This is a genomic window from Enterobacter sp. kpr-6 (genome assembly GCF_900116015.1).
GTDB lineage: Bacteria > Pseudomonadota > Gammaproteobacteria > Enterobacterales > Enterobacteriaceae > Enterobacter_D.
Window position 1 is genome coordinate 59,618 of the sequence record NZ_FOYH01000009.1, and the last position, 19,448, is coordinate 79,065.

Below are 19,448 nucleotides of genomic sequence, written 5' to 3' on the forward strand. Positions count from 1 at the left end.
CGTTTGCTTTTTGTGGCGCGCCTTGCCGCAACGTAGCACAGGGAGATGACGTTTAGCTGGCAGTGGATTGTCCACCACGCAAATCAGCGTTTATAAAAATTCTCAGGGGATGTTTTCTATGTCTACGCCTTCAGCGCGTACCGGCGGTTCGCTTGACGCTTTCTTTAAAATCTCTGCGCGCGGCAGCACCGCCCGTCAGGAAATTGTAGCCGGTCTCACCACCTTCCTGGCGATGGTTTATTCCGTGATCGTCGTACCGGGTATGTTGGGTAAAGCGGGCTTCCCGCCTGCCGCCGTCTTTGTTGCCACCTGTCTGGTCGCGGGTGTGGGCTCTATCGTCATGGGGCTTTGGGCAAACCTGCCGCTGGCGATCGGTTGCGCGATCTCGCTCACCGCATTCACAGCGTTCAGCCTGGTACTGGGTCAGCAAATCAGCATTGAAGTGGCGCTGGGTGCTGTGTTCCTGATGGGTGTTCTGTTCACCGTCATCTCCGCGACTGGTATCCGTAGCTGGATCCTGCGCAACCTGCCGCAGGGCGTTGCGCACGGCACCGGGATTGGTATCGGCCTGTTCCTGCTGCTGATTGCCGCGAGCGGCGTTGGTCTGGTGGTTAAAAACCCGATTGACGGTCTGCCGGTTGCTCTGGGCCACTTCGCCAGCTTCCCGGTGATCATGTCGCTGATTGGTCTGGCGGTCATTATCGGTCTGGAAAAACTGAAAGTGCCGGGCGGCATTCTGCTGACCATCATCGGCATTTCGATTGTGGGTCTGATTTTCGATCCGACCGTGCACTTCTCCGGTATTTTTGCCATGCCGTCGCTGAGTGACGAACACGGTAACTCCCTGATTGGCAGCCTGGATATCGTCGGCGCGCTGAATCCGCTTGTGCTGCCGAGCGTACTGGCACTGGTGATGACCGCGGTATTTGACGCCACCGGGACTATCCGTGCGGTCGCGGGTCAGGCGAACCTGCTGGACAAAGACGGGCAGATCATTGATGGCGGCAAAGCGCTGACCACTGACTCCCTGAGCAGCGTGTTCTCAGGCCTGGTGGGTGCAGCGCCTGCGGCGGTCTATATCGAATCCGCAGCGGGTACCGCAGCGGGCGGCAAAACCGGTCTGACCGCGATCACCGTTGGCGTTCTGTTCCTGCTGATTCTGTTCCTCTCCCCGCTCTCTTATCTGGTTCCGATCTACGCAACCGCACCTGCACTGATGTATGTTGGCCTCCTGATGCTGAGCAACGTGGCGAAAATCGATTTTGCTGATTTCGTTGACGCCATGTCCGGGCTTATCACCGCGGTGTTTATCGTGCTGACCTGTAACATCGTGACCGGCATCATGATCGGTTTCGCCTCTCTGGTGATTGGCCGTCTGGTCTCCGGTGAATGGCGTAAGCTGAACATCGGCACTGTGCTCATCGCAGTGGCGCTGGTGGCCTTCTACGCGGGCGGCTGGGCGATTTAATCGTTTATTCCCCTCACCCTAACCCTCTCCCTCAGGGAGAGGGGACAGATCGAGCACGGACTGGCCTTTCCCCCTCTCCCTGAGGGAGAGGGCCGGGGTGAGGGTGACAGTCTGAGCACGAACCCGCCTTTCCCCCTCTCCCTGAGGGAGAGGGCCGGGGTGAGGGTCTGTCCCTCCCACATCATCTTTTTTCTTTTTTTAAGGCACATCCTGTTTCCCATGCGTTAATCTGCATGTTCTATTATGAGAGGCATGATGCCTCGCATCGATTTATAAAAAATCATCGCAAACAGGGAACGCATGGAAATATTCTTCACCATCCTCATCATGACCCTCGTGGTTTCGCTCTCAGGGGTAGTCACTCGTGTTCTGCCTTTTCAAGTCCCCTTACCGTTAATGCAAATCGCCATCGGTGCCTTACTGGCGTTACCGACCTTTGGCCTGCATGTAGAGTTTGATCCGGAACTGTTTCTGGTCCTGTTTATTCCGCCGCTGCTGTTTGCCGACGGCTGGAAAACGCCGACGCGCGAGTTCCTGGAACATGGGCGGGAGATCTTCGGCCTGGCGCTGGCGCTGGTGGTCGTCACCGTGGTCGGCATCGGCTATCTGATTTACTGGATCGTCCCAGGCATCCCGCTGATACCGGCCTTTGCGCTGGCGGCGGTGCTGTCACCGACCGACGCCGTGGCGCTGTCCGGCATTGTCGGCGAAGGCCGCATCCCGAAAAAAATCATGGGCATCCTGCAAGGCGAAGCGTTAATGAACGACGCGTCGGGCCTGGTGGCGCTGAAATTTGCGGTCGCCGTGGCGATGGGCACCATGGTCTTTACCGTGGGTGGTGCCACGCTGGAGTTCTTCAAGGTGGCATTTGGCGGCATTCTGGCAGGGTTTGTTGTTAGCTGGCTCTATGGTCGCTCGCTGCGTTTTCTCAGCCGCTGGGGTGGCGACGAGCCCGCCACGCAAATCGTTTTACTGTTCCTGCTGCCGTTTGCTTCTTACCTGATCGCCGAACACATCGGCTTTTCCGGCATTCTGGCGGCGGTGGCGGCGGGGATGACCATCACCCGTTCCGGCGTGATGCGTCGTGCGCCGCTGGCGATGCGCCTGCGCGCCAACAGCACCTGGTCGATGCTGGAGTTTGTCTTTAACGGCATGGTGTTCCTGCTGTTAGGTCTGCAACTGCCGGGCATTCTTGAGACTTCACTGGTGGCGGCGGAAGCCGATCCGAACGTTGAAACCTGGATGCTGTTTACCGACATCGTCCTGATTTACGCCGCGCTGATGCTGGTTCGCTTCGGCTGGCTGTGGACGATGAAAAACTTTAGTCGCCGTTTTCTGGATAAGAAGCCGATGGAGTTTGGTTCGTGGTCAACGCGCGAGCTGATGATCTCGACTTTCGCAGGCGTGCGCGGGGCGATTACCCTTGCGGGTGTGCTCTCTATCCCGCTGCTGCTGCCGGACGGTAACGTCTTCCCGGCCCGTTATGAACTGGTGTTCCTCGCGGCGGGCGTGATCCTGTTCTCGCTGTTTATCGCGGTGATTGTGCTGCCGATGCTGCTGCAACACATGGAGATCGGCGACCATATGCAGCAGGCTAAGGAAGAGCGTCTGGCGCGGGCAAAAACCGCTGACGTGGCGATTGTGGCGATTCAGAAAATGGAAGAGCGCCTGGCGGCCAACAGTGAAGAGAACATTGATAACCAGCTACTGACCGAGGTGAGTTCCCGGGTTATCGGTAATCTGCGCCGCCGTGCCGACGGGCGTAACGATGTGGAAAGTTCGATGCAGGAAGAAAACCTCGAACGCCGCTTCCGCCTCGCCGCACTGCGTTCAGAGCGCGCCGAGCTGTATCACCTGCGCGCCACCCGGCAGATCAGCAATGAAACGCTGCAAAAACTGCTGCACGATTTGGATTTGCTCGAAGCGCTGCTGATAGAGCATAAGTAAGGGAGTTTTCCCCTCACCCTAACCCTCTCCCTAAGGGAGAGGGGACAGATCGAGCACAGACTCGCCTTTCTCCCTCTCCCTCAGGGAGAGGGGACAGATCGAGCACAGACCCGCCTTTCTCCCTCTCCCTAAGGGAGAGGGCCGGGGTGAGGGTAAAATGACTTACTCCGCCGGCAGCCAAAACCCCTCGCAGCACTTCAGCCACGCATGTGCACTGTGCGACAAATACACCCCGTCGCGCCAGATCATCCCCAGTTCCCAGTGCAAATTGCTTTGCAGCGGGATCCACTTCAGCGTCTGCTTATCCAGCCGCTGGCAGATCGGCTCCGGCAGAATCGCAATCCCCACGCCTGCCTGCACCATCGCGGCCAGAAAATCCCACTGGCCGCTGCGCACCGCGATACGCGGTTTCACCCCATGCTGATTAAACAACTGCATCAACTGGCGGCTCAGGGCGAAATCTTCGTTGTAAATCAGTAGCGGATGTTCGGCCAGTTCTGCCGGGGAGAGCGCTTCGCATTCTAGCCAGTAGCCAGAGCGGGGCACCAGCACGCACAGCGGATGGCGGAAAAGGGGGAGGGTGGCAAGCCCGCTCTCTTCTTCCACCGGCAGCGCCGTCATCGCCAGATCCAGCTCGCCGTTGATCACCGCCTGCTGCACGGTCAGACCGCCGAACTCCGAAATCTTCAGTTCCACGCCCGGATAGCGCTGGCGAAAAAGACCGATCGGTCCCGCCATCAGCATCCCGACCATCGGGGGAATACCCAGCCGCAGCACGCCCTTATTGAGATGATTAATATCGCCAAGCTCGGCTTCAAGCTGGCGAAATTCCGCGAGGATCATAAGCCCGCGCTCAAACACCACGCGTCCGGTATCGGTTAACAATAATTTGCGCCCGTCACGAATAAGCAACGTGCAGTTAAGCTCATCCTCAAGGTTTTTAAGCATCTTACTGATCGTCGGTTGCGTGACGAATAAGCGCTCCGCTGCGCGAGTGAAACTCTGCTGACGCACAACCTCCACAAAATAACGCAGCGTTCTGATATCCATGATTATTCCCTGAGCCTATGCATCCGATGAGTTTAATTCATTTCAATCGCCAGTGGTGGCTCCTTATACTGGCCGCCTGACTTATTTTGATGGAAATATTTCCATGATGCTGGCGTTAAGCCGTGTTACGCCTGCCCTCCTGCGAGGCGCTCAGGTACCGGTTCAGGTCCTTCTCTACGTCGCGCTTTTTGTCTTCGCAGAATATCTGGTGCAATGGCTGCATTTACCGCTGCCCGCCAATCTGGTGGGAATGATGATCCTGCTGACATTAATACTGTGCCGGATTATTCCGCTTAACTGGGTGCGGGCGGGTGCACGCTGGTTACTGGCGGAGATGCTGCTGTTTTTTATTCCCGCCGTGGTCGCGGTGGTAAATTACGCGCAGCTCCTGCTGATTGATGGCTGGCGGATATTTACGGTCATTGCCCTCAGCACACTGATGGTATTAGGCGCAACCGCCTGGGTCGTCGATAAAGTCTATCAGTTTGAAATTCGCAGGCTGAAAAGTGAGTAGCTTTTTAATCGGCGTGCTGTATCTGGCTATCACGCTGATCATTTATTTCGCCAATAAACGACTCTACCGCCGCTGGCGCGCACTGCCTTTTATGCCGCTGGTACTCACGCCTATTTTGCTGGTGTTGATGCTGGTGCTCGGGCATATCTCTTATCAGAATTACATGGGCGAAACCCAGTGGCTGTTATGGCTGCTTGGGCCGTCGAGTATCGCCTTTGCCGTCCCGGTATATGACAACATGGCGATCATTAAACGCCACTGGATGTCGCTCAGCGCGGGCGTTCTGACCGCGACGGTGGTGGCGGTTACCAGCTCCATCTGGCTGTCGCGGCTGTTCACACTCTCCGATGAGATCCAGCGCAGCATGGCGGTGCGCTCCGTCACCACGCCGTTTGCGCTGGCGGCGGCCAAACCGCTCGGCGGTCAGCCGGATCTGGTGGCGCTGTTTGTGGTGGTGACGGGCGTTTTTGGTATGGCGGTGGGCGATATGCTGTTTTTACGCCTCTCAATTCGTGAAGGAATGGCGAAAGGCGCAGGATTCGGCGCGGCATCGCACGGGGCGGGCACCGCGCGTTCCTATGAACTCGGCCAGCAGGAGGGCGTGGTCGCAAGCCTGGTGATGATGCTTTCCGGCGTGGTGATGGTGCTGGTCGCCCCGCTGGTGGCGTGGCTGATGTTTTAGCCGCCGGTTGCCCGGCGGCGTCAGGTTAGCGGGTTAAACGGCGCATAATGCGCTCGGCCTGCTGGCGAAATTCCACCGCGGCCTGGGCGGGGGTCAACGTGCCGTGATCCATCTTCTCCCGCACGGCGGCAAACAGATCGACAATCTGTAAATCCTCGATCCACGGCGTCGCCACCACCGTCGTCGGCAGCGACTGCGCCTGGCGTAACCCGGCGACCACCGGATCGTTCGGATCGATAGTGCCATTATCGGTGAGCTGTTTTTCCGCCACTTTGCTAAGAGGAATGCCGCGCTCCAGCCCCAGCGCGGTGACCGCCTGTGGATCGTTAAGCAGGAAATTAATCAGCATGGCCGCTTCTTTGGGATGGCGCGTCGATTTCGCCACCGAAAACATCTGCGCAGTTTTGAAATAAATGCCCGCTTCTTTCGCACCCGGCTCCGTCACATAATCTCCGAGCACCAGTTTTGCAGGCGGCGTCAGATTATTAATGTACATGCGAATCGAAATATTCCAGGTGTAGGTTCCGCCCCATTCCCCGGCGATCCACGGCTTCATCTCATACAGATTGCCTTTGCCGTATGAGGACATGATTTTCGGGCGCGGGACAATATGTTCATCTGCCAGCCGTTTCACAAAACTAAACGCCTCTGCCCATTGCTCATCATTCCAGTTGAATTTCCCTTCCGGGCTGAACATCGACAGCGCGTATTTTTGCACCATGTAAGAATTAAGCAGCAATATCACATCCTGATCGACCATCGCGTAGGGGTAATATTTCTCGCCCAGTTTCTGCGAAAATATTTTTCCGGCAGCAAATAATTCATCCCAGGTTTTTGGGTAGGCGATCCCGGCTTTTTTCCAGGTCACGTCGTTGTAGAAAAATACCGGCGCATTCACCGAAATGGGCAGGCCGTTTAATTTGCCCTTAACTGTGGTGGAGAGCAGATCTTTTTGCTGATACTGGCTGAGATCGAGCGTTTCTTTCAGTTTGAAAAGATCGTAATACCCTTCGCCATTTTTAGAGAAAATCGGCAGCCAGGGCCAGTTAGTCTGCATGACATCAGGCTCGGTGCCGCTTGCCATTTGCGTGGTCAGGCGGGCGAGATGGCCGTCCCAGCCGGTATATTCCGCCCTCACGCGAATATCCGGGTATTTGTGCTCAAAGGCTTTAATAGCGCTCAGTGTGGCCTGGTGACGGCTGTTTCCGCCCCACCACGACATGCGTAATTCAACCGGCTCAGCGGCACAAACGCCACTGGCGAGCAGGGATAATGCGATAACGCCTGTACAGATTTTCTTCATGCTATGACTCCGGGACAGAGATTCTTATTATTGAAGTGGCGTGCAGGTGAGTAACCACAAAATACTGACCGGCAAAACGGGCGCGGCATCCTTCCGCCCCGTTGCCCGTGTATTACTGTTTTTTAAGACGTGAAACGAGTTCAAATTCGCGGAAGTTTACCGGGCGCTGCTGCTGCATTGAGATATTCCCGGCAATCCCGGTGAGGATAGACATTGCGCCCGCGCGGTGATCGGCGGCCCGCTTAAGGGGATCGTCACCCGGCTCGCCAAACAGATCCGCGAGCATGGCGTTATCGCCGCCGCCGTGACCGCCTTCGCCGAGGCTGAATTCTGCCTTCCATGGCGCGGCAAACATCGGGAACACGGTGATGTCACAGGCTTCGAGACTCCCTTCGTTTTCGCGCTCGCCGCCCGCGTTAACGTAGGATTTCTCAACGATTTTCATCTCCAGGCGGCCTTCGCTGCCGTTAAACACCACGTTCAGCCCTTCCCACGGCAGATAGGTATTAAGCGAGTAAGTGAGCTGCACCTGGTTCTGGTATTTCACCAGCACCGACATCGTATCTTCGATGGTGATGCCGTCGCTGAACACGCTCTGGTCGCGGAAGTAGTTATCTTCATGCTCGGCATCCAGATAGAGCGCTTTGAGCTGGGCGTTCTCCGCCATGTGCAGAGCGAACGGATCGTTCTGGGCCGTGCTGTAACCGTGGGCGCGCGGGTAGAACTGCGTCACGCCGCGCCGCTCGGCGTTCTCTTTGCCGTAAAAACGCAGGCTGCCTTCGGCGTACACCCGCTCCGGGTAGCTCGCCAGCCAGAAGTTCATCAGGTCGAAGTGGTGGGTAGATTTGTGCACCAGCAGGCCACCGCTGTTGCGTTTTTCCCGGTGCCAGCGGCGGAAATAATCCGCGCCGTGCTCGGTGTTCAGCAGCCATTCGAAGTGGACGGAATTGACCTCGCCAATGGTGCCGTTCATCAGCAGTTCGCGCACTTTGCTGTGGTGCGGCGCGTAGCGGTAGTTAAAGGTGACGCGTACCTGACGCCCGGTTTCTTCAATGGCGTCGAGAATGCGCAGGGCGCGTTGTTCATCGATGGTCATTGGCTTTTCGGTGATCACATCGCAGCCCGCGTGCAGGGCGCGCACGATGTAATCGTCATGGGTGCGGTCCATGGTGGTGACAATAATCACGTCCGGGCGCGTTTCCGCGATCATCGCTTCAAACTGCGAGGCGTGCCAGGTGGAAACGGGTTCCGCGCCCTCGTTTTTCAGAAGCTGATTGGCGTACTGCATTCGCGTCTGGTTGGTATCGCAAAAGGCGACCAGTTTCGCATTCGTCTTCCACTGCCCGCCGATGGCGGAAATATAAAGTCCGGCGCGTCCCCCGGTGCCGACAAGCGCATATTTTTTCATCCGATCCTCTATTATCATTCACCAAAGAAAAATAACCTGGATGAAGTGATGAAACGTATTCCGCATCAGTTAATGGAACTGAACAGCACGTTTATCTGGCACTGGCCGTGGTTTGTGCAGGGCGTTGCCAGCGCAAAACAGCACGGATTTACCGGCATCATTCTTCATCAGCAGGAGTTGCTGTCGATCCTCGCCACGCCGTCGCCGTTAAGTACGCGGCTGAATGTCGAAAATCTTATTCATCAACAAAATTACGCGGTGCAGTATTTAAAACGGGTCAGCCTTTATTTGCAGGAGCAGCAATTAACTTTCTGGCTGCAAGGGGAGGCCGCGCCCTCTGACGATATTATTAAGCGCAAATTCCCGGAATTTGCCTTCGATGAAAAAAGCGCCCCCGATTTCTGGCCGCATTTTTATGCCACCATTCTGACCTCGTTATTACCCGCGCTGCCGCACTTCGGCGGTCTTATTCTGAGCCTGACCACACCCTCGTTTCAGACTTCCGGCTGGCAGCAGGGCCTGCGCCAGGTCTGGAGTATGCTGCGCGCCCAGGGCAAAAAGCTGATCCTGCGCGACTTTATCGATCACTCCTGGCCGCGCCAGCAGCTCTCGTCGGTGCTCTCGCAACTGCCGGACGACGTGCGCGCCTCCATCAAGGCCACCGAACTCGACTATCACCCCGGCTTTGCCAATCACCCGCATATCGCCACGCTCCCCGGCCATAAAAAGTGGATCGAATACGATCTCTGGGGCACCGGTTACGGCTGGACGATCCTGCCCTGTTATCTCGGCGATGAGATCAGCGGGCGGCTAAGCTGGGCGCTGAGCGTCACCGATAACGAGGTGGAGGCCATCACCTCCCGCGTCACCTGGCAGTGGCTGCCGGACAGCCGGGTTACGGAGTCGGCCAACGCCATCAATCTGACGGGCCTGACGGCAGCGAACCAGCCGTCACTGTCAGTGTTCGATACCTGGAGCGAGCAGCACGGACTGCGTTTTCGCCAGCACGCCGACAAACAGCGGCTCGCCGCGCTTCTGCACTCCAGCTACGACTGGCTGTGCAAAACCCCCAATCTGCTCGGCAGGCGGCTGCATTACCAGAGCCAGGTGCCGTTGAGCCTCGCCCAGGCGCAACAGTTGCTGCATATGGACACCCGCAGCGCCAACTGGATGCAGGCCTATCAGCCGCTGATGCCCGCCGACGATCGCGCCCTCGGTGAAGAACAGCGCCAGCTCATTACGCTTGAAAAAGAAACCGCCTGCTTTCTTGCTGCGCACGCCGTGCAATCCCTGCGGGAACTGGCTCCGCGCATCGTCTGCGCCGACGACACGCTGGAGGTGCTGCTCGCCGCATGGCGCAATGCGGAAATTTACAGCCAGATGTTTTCCCGCGTCAGCGCCGCCGTCAGCGATCTGACCTGGGGCGATCACTATGGCGAACCGGGGCGCGAAGTGGCGCTGCGTCATCAGCAGGTGCTGTTGCGCTACGCCGACACGCTCGCCCGCTGGGTGGATGCGCCACCGCCAGGCAGCCCGCTGTTTTTGCCGCTGCTGCTAAGTCCCGAACGATTAAGCGATTTTGCCCGCAGCCTGACTGAACTGAGATAAGCATAAAAAGCCCCGGCGCGGTTGTCGCCTGACGGGAAGGCGCAAACGCCGCGCCTGCGGGCACAGGGCGAAAAAATGTGATGCTGTTGGCGAAACGGGGTTAAACCCTGTGAGGAAGATCGACTTTCGTGGTTTTAAAGACGTGATGCGGCTCACCTGGCGGGGCAGAAAATGTGATCTGAAAACCCGGCCATTGCTGGCCGGGGGAGGGAGGATTAATGTGCGCGGCCCTGCTCGATGCCGATGCCGGTTTGCGAGCGGATGAACTGGGCGCGGAATTTGTCACGCTCCAGATTCCCCTCAGCGGAGTTATCGGTAATTGAGAAGACCCAGATGCCAATAAAGGCCACGGCAATGGAGAACAGCGCCGGGTATTCATACGGGAAGATGGCGCTCTCATGACCGAGGATTTGCACCCAGATGGTCGGGCCCAGCACCATCAGTACCACGGCGGTGAGCAGTCCCAGCCAGCCGCCAACCATCGCGCCACGGGTAGTGAGCTTCGACCAGTACATTGAGAGCAGAATGATCGGGAAGTTACAGCTTGCGGCAATGGAGAACGCCAGGCCAACCATGAAGGCGATGTTCTGATTTTCGAACAGGATGCCCAGCAGGATCGCAATCACGCCGAGGACCAGCACGGTGATTTTTGACACCCGCAGTTCATCGCGTTCTGACGCGCCTTTGCGGAACACGTTGGCATACAGGTCGTGCGATACCGCCGATGCGCCTGCCAGCGTTAAGCCCGCAACCACCGCCAGAATTGTGGCGAATGCCACCGCCGAGATAAAGCCGAGGAACAGGTTGCCGCCGACGGCGTTGGCGAGGTGAACCGCCGCCATGTTGTTGCCGCCAATCAGTGCGCCCGTCGCATCTTTAAACACCGGATTTGCACCCACCAGCATGATTGCGCCAAAGCCGATGATAAAGGTCAGAATGTAGAAGTAACCCATAAAACCGGTGGCGTAGAACACGCTTTTGCGCGCTTCGCGGGCATCTGACACCGTGAAGAAGCGCATCAGAATGTGTGGCAGCCCGGCGGTACCAAACATCAGCCCCAGGCCTAATGACAGGGCGGAAATCGGATCTTTCACCAGCCCGCCAGGACTCATGATTGCCGACCCTTTCGGGTGCACCGCCATCGCTTCGGTGAACAGATTACTGAAGCTGAAGCCCACGTGACGCATCACCATAAAGGCCATGAAACTTGCGCCGAACAGCAGCAGCACGGCTTTGATGATCTGTACCCAGGTGGTCGCCAGCATGCCGCCGAACAGCACGTACATCACCATCAGCACGCCCACCAGCACCACGGCGACGTGGTAGTTCAGGCCAAACAGCAACTGAATGAGTTTGCCCGCGCCGACCATCTGCGCAATCAGATACAGCGCCACCACCACCAGCGAACCGCAGGCAGAGAGGGTGCGAATCGGCCCTTGTTTAAGGCGATACGATGCGACATCGGCAAAGGTATAGCGCCCCAGGTTACGCAGTCGCTCGGCGATCAAAAACAGAATGATCGGCCAGCCGACGAGGAAACCCAGCGAGTAAATCAGCCCGTCGTAGCCGGAGGTAAACACCAGCGCGGAGATGCCGAGGAACGACGCCGCCGACATGTAATCCCCGGCAATCGCCAGCCCGTTTTGCAGACCGGTGATGTTACCGCCTGCGGTGTAATAGTCGCTGCGTGTGCGGGTGCGTTTCGACGCCCAGTAAGTGATCCCAAGGGTAAAGGCCACGAACACCACAAACATAATGATCGCCTGCCAGTTGGTCGGCTGGCGCTGCACCGCGCCGGTCAGGGCATCGGCAGCATTGGCGGAAAGCGGAAGAAGAAGGGCGGCCAGCGCCGTCGTTAATTTCTTCATGATGCTTTTACCTCGCGGATCACCGCATTATTGAGACGATCGAATTCGCTGTTCGCGCGCCAGACGTAAACGCCGGTTAAGGCAAAAGAGATCAGGATGACGCCCACACCAATGGGGATCCCGCGCGTCACGCTGGTGCCCGCATGCAGCGGCGTACCGAGCCAGCCGGGTGCGAAGGCGATAAGCATGATAAAGCAGATGTAAATCACCAGGACGATCAGTGACAGGATGACGGCAAACCGTTGCCTTTTTTCAACAAGCTCCCTGAAATGCGCGTTATGTTCTATCCGCTGATAAATAGGGTCATTCATCACAGATTCTCCAGAGGTAGAGTGGTGGATGCAGAGTGTGTTGTTGTTATTAATGTAGGGCGCGAACAGTTCCCTCTCCTGGGGGAGAGGGTTAGGGTGAGGGCGGTTAGCATGGCTCGCCCTCACCCCGGCCCTCTCCCGCAGGGAGAGGGAGAAAGCGTCGTCAGGATGGCATAGTAATACCCTGCTTTTCTTCGAGCAGTTTTTCCACAACGCCCGGATCTGCCAGCGTCGAGGTATCACCAAAGTTGCTGGTGTCACCGGCGGCGATTTTTCGCAGAATGCGGCGCATAATCTTCCCGGAGCGGGTTTTCGGCAGCGAGTCCGTCCAGTGCAGCACGTCCGGCGTTGCCAGCGGGCCGATCTCTTTACGCACCCAGTTACGCACTTCGGTGTAGAGTTCAGGCGTAGGCTCTTCGCCGTGGTTAAGGGTCACGTAGGCATAAATCGCCTGGCCTTTGATGTTGTGCGGAATGCCGACCACCGCCGCTTCGGCGATTTTCGGGTGTGACACCAGCGCCGACTCGATTTCAGCCGTACCCAGACGGTGCCCGGAGACGTTCAGCACGTCATCCACGCGCCCGGTGATCCAGTAGTAACCATCTTCGTCACGGCGCGCGCCGTCACCGCTGAAGTACATGTTTTTGAAGGTGGAGAAATAGGTTTGCTCAAAGCGCTCATGGTCGCCAAACAGCGTGCGCGCCTGGCCCGGCCATGAATCAACAATCGTCAGGTTGCCCTCGGTCGCCCCGTCCAGCGGATTGCCTTCGTTATCCACCAGCGCAGGCTGAACACCAAAGAACGGACGGGTCGCAGAACCGGCTTTCAGCTCGGTCGCACCCGGCAGCGGGGTGATCATAAAGCCGCCGGTTTCGGTCTGCCACCAGGTGTCCATCACCGGGCATTTTTCATTGCCGATTTTCTTCCAGTACCACTCCCAGGCTTCCGGGTTGATAGGCTCGCCCACCGATCCCAGAATGCGCAGCGAAGAACGGTCGGTGCCTTCAATTGCTTTATCGCCTTCCGCCATCAGCGCGCGGATCGCCGTCGGCGCGGTATAGAGAATGTTGACCTGGTGCTTATCCACCACCTGCGACATGCGCGCGGGCGTTGGCCAGTTAGGAACGCCCTCAAACATCAGCGTCGTTGCGCCGCAGGCCAGCGGACCGTACAGCAGGTAACTGTGCCCGGTCACCCAGCCGACATCGGCGGTGCACCAGTAGATCTCGCCCGGATGGTAATCGAAGACATATTTAAAGGTAGTGGCGGCGTAGACCAGATAACCGCCGGTGGTATGCAGCACGCCTTTCGGTTTGCCGGTGGAACCGGAGGTATAAAGGATAAACAGCGGATCTTCGGCATTCACCGCGACGGGCTGATGCTCGCTGCTGGCGTCAGCAACCACATCGTGCCACCACAGATCGCGCCCTTCCTGCCAGTCGATATTCCCGCCGGTGCGTTTGAACACCACCACGTGCTCGATGGTTTTCACGTTCGGGTTTTTCAGCGCGTCATCGACGTTTTTCTTCAGCGGAATAGTGCGCCCGGCGCGTACGCCTTCGTCGGCGGTGATCACCAGCCGTGAGCTGGAATCCACAATACGCCCGGCAACCGCTTCCGGCGAGAAGCCACCGAAGATCACCGAATGCACCGCGCCAATGCGCGCACAGGCCAGCATCGCAACGGCGGCTTCCGGCACCATTGGCATATAGATGGCGACCACATCGCCTTTTTTGATGCCAAGGGTTTGCAGCGCGTTGGCGAACCGGCAGACATCGGCGTGCAGTTCGCGGTAGCTAATGTGCTTGCTCTGAGAGGCGTCGTCGCCTTCCCAGATAATGGCTGTCTGGTCGGCACGCTCCGCCAGATGACGATCAAGGCAGTTCGCCGCCAGGTTTAACTGACCGTCTTCAAACCATTTAATGGAGATATTACCGGGGGCAAAGGAGGTGTTTTTGACTTTGGTGTAGGGGGTCATCCAGTCAAGGATTTTACCTTCTTCGCCCCAGAATGCTTCAGGATCGCTGACGGATTGCTGGTATTTCGCCTCGTACTGCTCCGGGTTTATCAGGCAATTTTCCGCAATTCCAGCGGGAACAGAGTGTTTGTGTATTTGGCTCATGGCTTTTGTTCTCCTTGTAGGATGTTAATAATATGTCGCAAAAACGTTAATTGTAGGGGCTCTGAAAGCTTTGTTTATTATTTGCGCGGCAGATCACGCATTGCAGGACTGTCTGAAAAAACAGCAGATGATGCTTAGAGAGTAAATAATTTCTGATAATGACTATTTGGTGAGGTAAGAATAAAAACTTATCTATAACAGGTGGTTATGTACGATGAATGGTATAAATCCGGGTTATTATGCATTTAACCAGTGAAAGGCCCTGATCTTAAAGGGTTGCGCAGGATACCATGCAAATGGTACTGATACTGCGCGTTAAAAACCCCGCTTTTCTGCGAAACGCTACCCATACCCCCTTTCAGTATGTGTCGTTCCTGCTTCTGGAATGGCGCTTCATTGAGGATGTTTGTTGTTATGAAAAATGTGAAAGTCAGCCTGGCCTGGCAGATTTTGCTGGCCCTTGTGCTGGGTATTCTTCTGGGCAGTTACCTGCATTACCAAAGCGACAGCCGCGAATGGCTGATTGCGAATCTCCTGTCTCCGGCAGGCGATATCTTTATCCACCTGATCAAAATGATTGTGGTGCCTATCGTTATCTCCACGCTGGTGGTCGGGATTGCAGGCGTCGGTGATGCGAAACAGCTTGGCCGTATCGGTGCAAAAACCATTCTTTATTTCGAAGTGATCACCACGGTGGCGATCGTGCTCGGCATTACGCTGGCCAACGTCTTCCAGCCGGGGGCCGGGATCGACATGTCGCAACTGGCAGCGGTGGATATTTCGAAATACCAGAACACCACGGCGGAAGTGCAAAGCCACGCGCACGGGCTGATGGGAACTATCCTCTCGCTGGTGCCGACCAATATTTTTGCCTCAATGGCAAAAGGCGAAATGCTGCCCATCATCTTCTTCTCGGTGCTGTTTGGTCTGGGGCTTTCCTCACTGCCTGCCACGCACCGTGAACCGCTGGTGACCGTGTTCCGCTCCGTTTCCGAAACCATGTTTAAAGTCACCCATATGGTGATGCGCTATGCGCCAGTTGGCGTGTTCGCGCTGATCTCGGTCACCGTGGCGAACTTTGGTTTCGCCTCCCTGTGGCCGCTCGCCAAGCTGGTGATTCTGGTGTACATGGCGATCCTGTTCTTCGCGCTGGTGGTGCTGGGTGCGGTGGCGCGGATGTGTAAGCTGAGCATCTGGACGCTGATCCGCATTCTTAAAGATGAATTGATTCTGGCTTACTCCACTGCCAGCTCCGAAAGCGTACTGCCGCGCATTATTGAGAAGATGGAAGCCTACGGCGCACCGGCTTCGATCACCAGCTTTGTGGTGCCGACCGGTTACTCCTTTAACCTTGACGGCTCCACGCTGTACCAGAGCATCGCAGCGATTTTCATCGCGCAGCTCTACGGCATTGAGCTGTCGCTGGGCCAGGAAATCATCCTCGTGCTGACGCTGATGGTGACCTCCAAAGGCATTGCCGGCGTACCGGGCGTCTCCTTCGTGGTGCTGCTGGCAACGCTCGGCAGCGTCGGTATTCCGCTGGAGGGCCTGGCCTTTATTGCAGGCGTTGACCGACTCCTCGACATGGCGCGTACCGCCCTGAACGTGGTGGGTAATGCGCTGGCAGTGCTGGTAATTGCCAAGTGGGAACACAAATTCGACCACAAAAAAGCGCAGGCCTACGAGCGCGAAATGCTGGGTAAATTTGATAAGACCGCGAATCAATAATCCAGTCGCCCCGCACGCTCTGTGCGGGGCTTTTTGTACATAAGTAAAAGGGTGCAATAAGGCCACAGCCTCAACAGTGCGGGCGGGTTTCCCCGCCCGTAGAGTTAGCCCACAGCGCAGGCTAGTTTTGCCGCCACCTCCTGATTCTTATTCTTTATATTCAGCTCGCATAATTGACCGCGATGAATAAAAGAAAAAATCAGTATCGTCAGACACACTATTAACAGAATGCCTAAAACATATTTAAATGGCGTCATGCCTTTTACTCCTTGCAAACAAAAGGGTAAGAGGCTACTCTCCACTTGTTGAAGGTGGTTGAGAGTAGCCTCGGGTTAATGGAAACATTGCCCGGGGCTTTCAACTTTCTGCCTCTCACATACTCACCATCGTTCGGAATGACGTAGAGAAATGCTTAAGACAGAAAGCCTTAAGCACCCGCGAAATAGCATATCCCTCTTAAATAAAAATGAAAGAAAATTCGCGATGTAATTTCAGTGTGTTAATTACATTGCACTGGAATACGCGCCGCAAAATTAATCCCATCCTGTTAAATTAACCTGTAATAAATACTGGAAATATTTAAATAAGATTATGGTTAATACAGATAAATATATAAGGCGAAAGTTTCCTGAAAAAATAATTCACTGTGACGACATCCAGTTAATTTCGCCTTCTCATAGCCATGCTTGCACTGCAGGTTTTAGAGAAGAACGCGGGTCAAAACCCCGGCGGAGGAGAGACAGATGTGACCGGGGTTGAAAATCCGTTACGTGGACGCGTATTTTGCAGACGCCGTGCGCCAGACCAGCTAAAACTTACAGAAGAGTTCCTGGGCGGATACGGATGATGAAACCGGCAATACTGGTAGTGGATGACGACACGGCGGTATGTGAGCTGTTACAGGATGTGCTTCATGAGCACGTCTTTGCGGTGCACGTCTGCCATAACGGTGAAGATGCGCTGACCCTCGCGACTAACACGCCGGACGTGGCGCTGGTGCTGCTTGATATGATCCTGCCTGATATCAACGGTCTGATGGTGTTACAGCGTCTGCAAAAAGTGCGCCCGGATCTGCCCGTGGTCATGCTGACCGGCCTTGGCAGCGAGTCGGATGTGGTCGTCGGCCTTGAAATGGGCGCGGATGACTACATCGCCAAGCCGTTTAATCCGCGCGTGGTCGTGGCGCGGGTGAAAGCGGTGCTCAGAAGAATGGGCGCGCTGGCGGCCGATGTGCCTGCTGAAAGAAGTGCCGACCGGGTGTTCAACGGCTGGCGGCTGGATACCACGCGCTGCGAGTTGTCCAACCCGCAAAACACCGTGGTGCCGCTGACGCAGGGGGAATATGCCCTCCTGCTGGCGCTGGTGTCCCACGCCCGCCGGGTGCTTAACCGCGAGCAGTTGCTGGAGCTGACCCACAGCGAAAGCATGGATGTGTTCGACCGTACCATTGACGTGCTGATCATGCGGCTGCGGCGCAAAATCGAAATCAACCCGCACCAGCCGACGCTGATTAAAACCATTCGCGGCCTCGGCTACGTCTTTGCCGCCGATGTGCTTCACAACGAGCAGGCGGCTTAAGCGTTACCGGCGAGAAACGTTTTCAGCTCATCGAGGGTTTTCGCGCCGTCGATGGCATTGGCCGCCAGCAGACTGGCGCGCGCGCAGACATGGGCCAGCCGTACGCTGTCGGTGAGCGGCCAGCGCTCGTGACAGCCGTAGAGAAATCCGGCGCAAAACGCATCCCCCGCGCCGACACTTCCCACAATCTCGCTGGTGCTTAAATGCCATGACGGGATCCAGCCGCCAGCCTCCTGCGGCGTCTGTCCCCACGCGCCTTCCGGGCAGTGGATCACCACCCGCTGACGCACGCCCGCCGCCAGTAACTGTTGCGCCGCCTGCGCGATGTTCTCCACGTGCGGTTCATCGCTGGCGTGGCGGATCTCAAGCCCGCTAAATTCCCCGGCTTCGAGTTCATTAATCACCAGATAATCGAGATATTTCAGCGCCGGATTGACCAGCGGGCGATAGCGCGGATCGCCCTTGCGCGACACCAGATCCAGCGAGGTTTCAAATCCCAGCGCCTGCATCTGCGCCAGCAGGCGGGCGCTGCGCGTGCCAAATTCGTCATCCGGCATATCCAGGCTGTCTAACAGCAGCAGATAGCCGAGATGGAAAATCTTCATCGTCGAATCAAGGCGGTCAAAGGCCGGGAGATCCAGCAGGCGGTTCGCGCCGGGCGAGTGGAAAAAGGTGCGCTGCCCGTCGGGATCGGTCATCACCTGCGACATCGACGTAGGAGCAAAGGTGGTGCGCTGCACGTGCTGGCGATTGACGTGGTACTGCTCCAGCATCGCCATAATATAATCGCCATCGTTATCTTCACCCACCAGCCCGACCGCCTGAAGCGGCAGGCCGGTGCGCATCTTCGCCAGCGTCAGCAGCACGTTTAATGGCGCGCCGCCGGTTGAGCGCTCGCTGTGGACGATTTCCGCCAGCCAGCCGCGCTCCGGCCACTGCACGATCTGATGGACGTGATCCACCAGCATATTGCCCGCCGCGATGATGCCTTTTCGTTCCATCAGATTTTCCCCTGGCTGCCAAAAATACGCATCTGCTCCGCCACGGTGTCGGCAATCGCCTGCTCAATGCCGAGCAGCAGTTCGGCGAATTCATCGTAAATCGGCTGCCGGGTGGTCATCCGGCTTTCCACCGCGTCGAGCGCGGCCTGTGACATGCCGGTGTAGAAGTTGATTTTATGGATGCCGAGGGAGATGGCGTGTTTAAAATCCGCTTCGCTGATCCCTGAGCCGCCGTGCAGCACCAGCGGCAGCCCGGTTTGCTGGCGGATGGCATCAAGGCGCGCAAAATCGAGTCGCGGTTCGCCTTTATATTTGCCGTGGGAATTGCCAATCGCCACCGCCAGCGCGTCGATGCCGGTGCGGTCAACAAAATCCCGCGCCATCGCCGGATCGGTAAAATAGGCTTCGTCGGCGTGACCATACAGCGCGCCGCCTTCATCGCCGCCCACCGCGCCGAGTTCCGCTTCCACCGACACGCCGACTGCATGGCACATCTTCACCACTTCCCGGGTCTGGCGAATATTTTCTTCGTACTCCAGCGTCGAACCGTCGAACATGACCGAGCTAAACCCAAGCCGCAGGGCACGCACTACCGCCTCAAAATGCAGGCCGTGATCGAGATTAAGCACCACCGGAATGTCGTGCCGCGCGGCTTCAAACTTCACCGCTTCCACCAGCGAATCCAGCGACACGTACTTAAAATGCACTTCGGCGATATTGATGATAAACGGCGAACGCTCCTGTTTTGCGGCGGCGAACAGGGCGCGTAAAAAATGTGAATCCAGCACGTTAAACGCGCCGAGGGCATACTGGTGCTCACGGGCATGCGCCAGACCTTCGGCAAGAGAAATCAACGGCAT

16 protein-coding genes are annotated in these 19,448 nt (G+C 56.9%); 7 read left to right on the forward strand and 9 right to left on the reverse strand.

What is annotated here, in order from left to right; translation table 11 throughout:
• Positions 1 to 118 precede the first annotated feature (118 nt).
• A complete protein-coding gene (locus BM373_RS17925) occupies positions 119 to 1,468 on the forward strand; it encodes an NCS2 family permease (protein ID WP_090464515.1) in 1,350 nt (449 codons plus the stop codon).
• 300 nt (positions 1,469 to 1,768) lie between these two features.
• Entirely contained in the window at positions 1,769 to 3,415 is a 1,647-nt protein-coding gene (locus BM373_RS17930; protein ID WP_090464517.1) for a Na+/H+ antiporter, read from the forward strand.
• A gap of 162 nt (positions 3,416 to 3,577) precedes the next feature.
• On the opposite strand, the gene BM373_RS17935 is transcribed toward BM373_RS17930, so the two are convergent.
• Positions 3,578 to 4,465, reverse strand: coding sequence for a LysR family transcriptional regulator (locus BM373_RS17935; RefSeq protein ID WP_090464520.1), 888 nt, complete (start codon positions 4,463 to 4,465; stop codon positions 3,578 to 3,580).
• Between the two features lie 103 nt (positions 4,466 to 4,568).
• Between BM373_RS17935 and BM373_RS17940 the strand changes: the two genes are divergently transcribed.
• Positions 4,569 to 4,979 (forward strand): CidA/LrgA family protein, encoded by a 411-nt coding sequence (locus BM373_RS17940; RefSeq protein WP_090464523.1) that lies wholly within the window; start codon positions 4,569 to 4,571, stop codon positions 4,977 to 4,979.
• Positions 4,972 to 5,661, forward strand: a complete 690-nt coding sequence (locus BM373_RS17945) for an LrgB family protein (RefSeq protein ID WP_090464526.1) — start codon at positions 4,972 to 4,974, stop codon at positions 5,659 to 5,661. Before BM373_RS17940 ends, BM373_RS17945 begins: the two co-directional genes overlap by 8 nt.
• 25 nt (positions 5,662 to 5,686) lie before the next feature.
• Here BM373_RS17945 and BM373_RS17950 read toward each other — a convergent pair whose 3' ends face one another.
• Positions 5,687 to 6,964 carry an ABC transporter substrate-binding protein gene (locus BM373_RS17950; protein WP_090464529.1) on the reverse strand — a complete coding sequence of 426 codons (1,278 nt, stop codon included), beginning with the start codon at positions 6,962 to 6,964 and terminating at the stop codon, positions 5,687 to 5,689.
• A 112-nt stretch (positions 6,965 to 7,076) separates the two neighbouring features.
• A complete protein-coding gene (locus BM373_RS17955; RefSeq protein WP_090464532.1) occupies positions 7,077 to 8,372 on the reverse strand; it encodes a Gfo/Idh/MocA family protein in 1,296 nt (431 codons plus the stop codon).
• Positions 8,373 to 8,420: 48 nt separating this feature from the next.
• On the opposite strand from BM373_RS17955, the gene BM373_RS17960 reads away from it, so the two are divergent.
• On the forward strand, positions 8,421 to 9,980 hold the full coding sequence (locus tag BM373_RS17960) for a hypothetical protein (protein ID WP_090464535.1): 1,560 nt from the start codon (positions 8,421 to 8,423) through the stop codon (positions 9,978 to 9,980).
• 215 nt (positions 9,981 to 10,195) lie between these two features.
• Here the strand turns inward: BM373_RS17960 and actP are convergent, their stop codons facing one another.
• From actP to acs, 3 genes are all read right to left on the reverse strand, one after another.
• Positions 10,196 to 11,848, reverse strand: coding sequence for a cation/acetate symporter ActP (gene actP, locus BM373_RS17965; RefSeq protein ID WP_090464538.1), 1,653 nt, complete (start codon positions 11,846 to 11,848; stop codon positions 10,196 to 10,198).
• Entirely contained in the window at positions 11,845 to 12,159 is a 315-nt protein-coding gene (locus BM373_RS17970; protein ID WP_090464541.1) for a DUF485 domain-containing protein, read from the reverse strand. The genes actP and BM373_RS17970 overlap by 4 nt, the downstream gene beginning before the upstream one ends.
• Before the next feature lie 163 nt (positions 12,160 to 12,322).
• Positions 12,323 to 14,281, reverse strand: coding sequence for an acetate--CoA ligase (gene acs / locus BM373_RS17975; RefSeq protein ID WP_090464544.1), 1,959 nt, complete (start codon positions 14,279 to 14,281; stop codon positions 12,323 to 12,325).
• A gap of 414 nt (positions 14,282 to 14,695) precedes the next feature.
• On the opposite strand from acs, the gene gltP reads away from it, so the two are divergent.
• The gene (gene gltP / locus BM373_RS17980; RefSeq protein ID WP_090464547.1) at positions 14,696 to 16,009 is read left to right on the forward strand and encodes a glutamate/aspartate:proton symporter GltP; all 1,314 of its coding nucleotides are present in this window, start codon (positions 14,696 to 14,698) and stop codon (positions 16,007 to 16,009) included.
• A 104-nt stretch (positions 16,010 to 16,113) separates the two neighbouring features.
• On the opposite strand, the gene BM373_RS17985 is transcribed toward gltP, so the two are convergent.
• A complete protein-coding gene (locus BM373_RS17985) occupies positions 16,114 to 16,266 on the reverse strand; it encodes a Hok/Gef family protein (RefSeq protein ID WP_090464550.1) in 153 nt (50 codons plus the stop codon).
• A gap of 589 nt (positions 16,267 to 16,855) precedes the next feature.
• On the opposite strand from BM373_RS17985, the gene BM373_RS17990 reads away from it, so the two are divergent.
• On the forward strand, positions 16,856 to 17,587 hold the full coding sequence (locus tag BM373_RS17990; protein WP_090464552.1) for a response regulator: 732 nt from the start codon (positions 16,856 to 16,858) through the stop codon (positions 17,585 to 17,587).
• On the opposite strand, the gene BM373_RS17995 is transcribed toward BM373_RS17990, so the two are convergent.
• Positions 17,584 to 18,591: a carbohydrate kinase family protein gene (locus BM373_RS17995; protein WP_090464555.1), complete on the reverse strand. Its 1,008-nt coding sequence runs from the start codon at positions 18,589 to 18,591 to the stop codon at positions 17,584 to 17,586. The two genes, BM373_RS17990 and BM373_RS17995, sit on opposite strands and share 4 nt — an antisense overlap.
• Entirely contained in the window at positions 18,588 to 19,448 is an 861-nt protein-coding gene (locus BM373_RS18000; protein WP_090464558.1) for a ketose 1,6-bisphosphate aldolase, read from the reverse strand. Before BM373_RS18000 ends, BM373_RS17995 begins: the two co-directional genes overlap by 4 nt.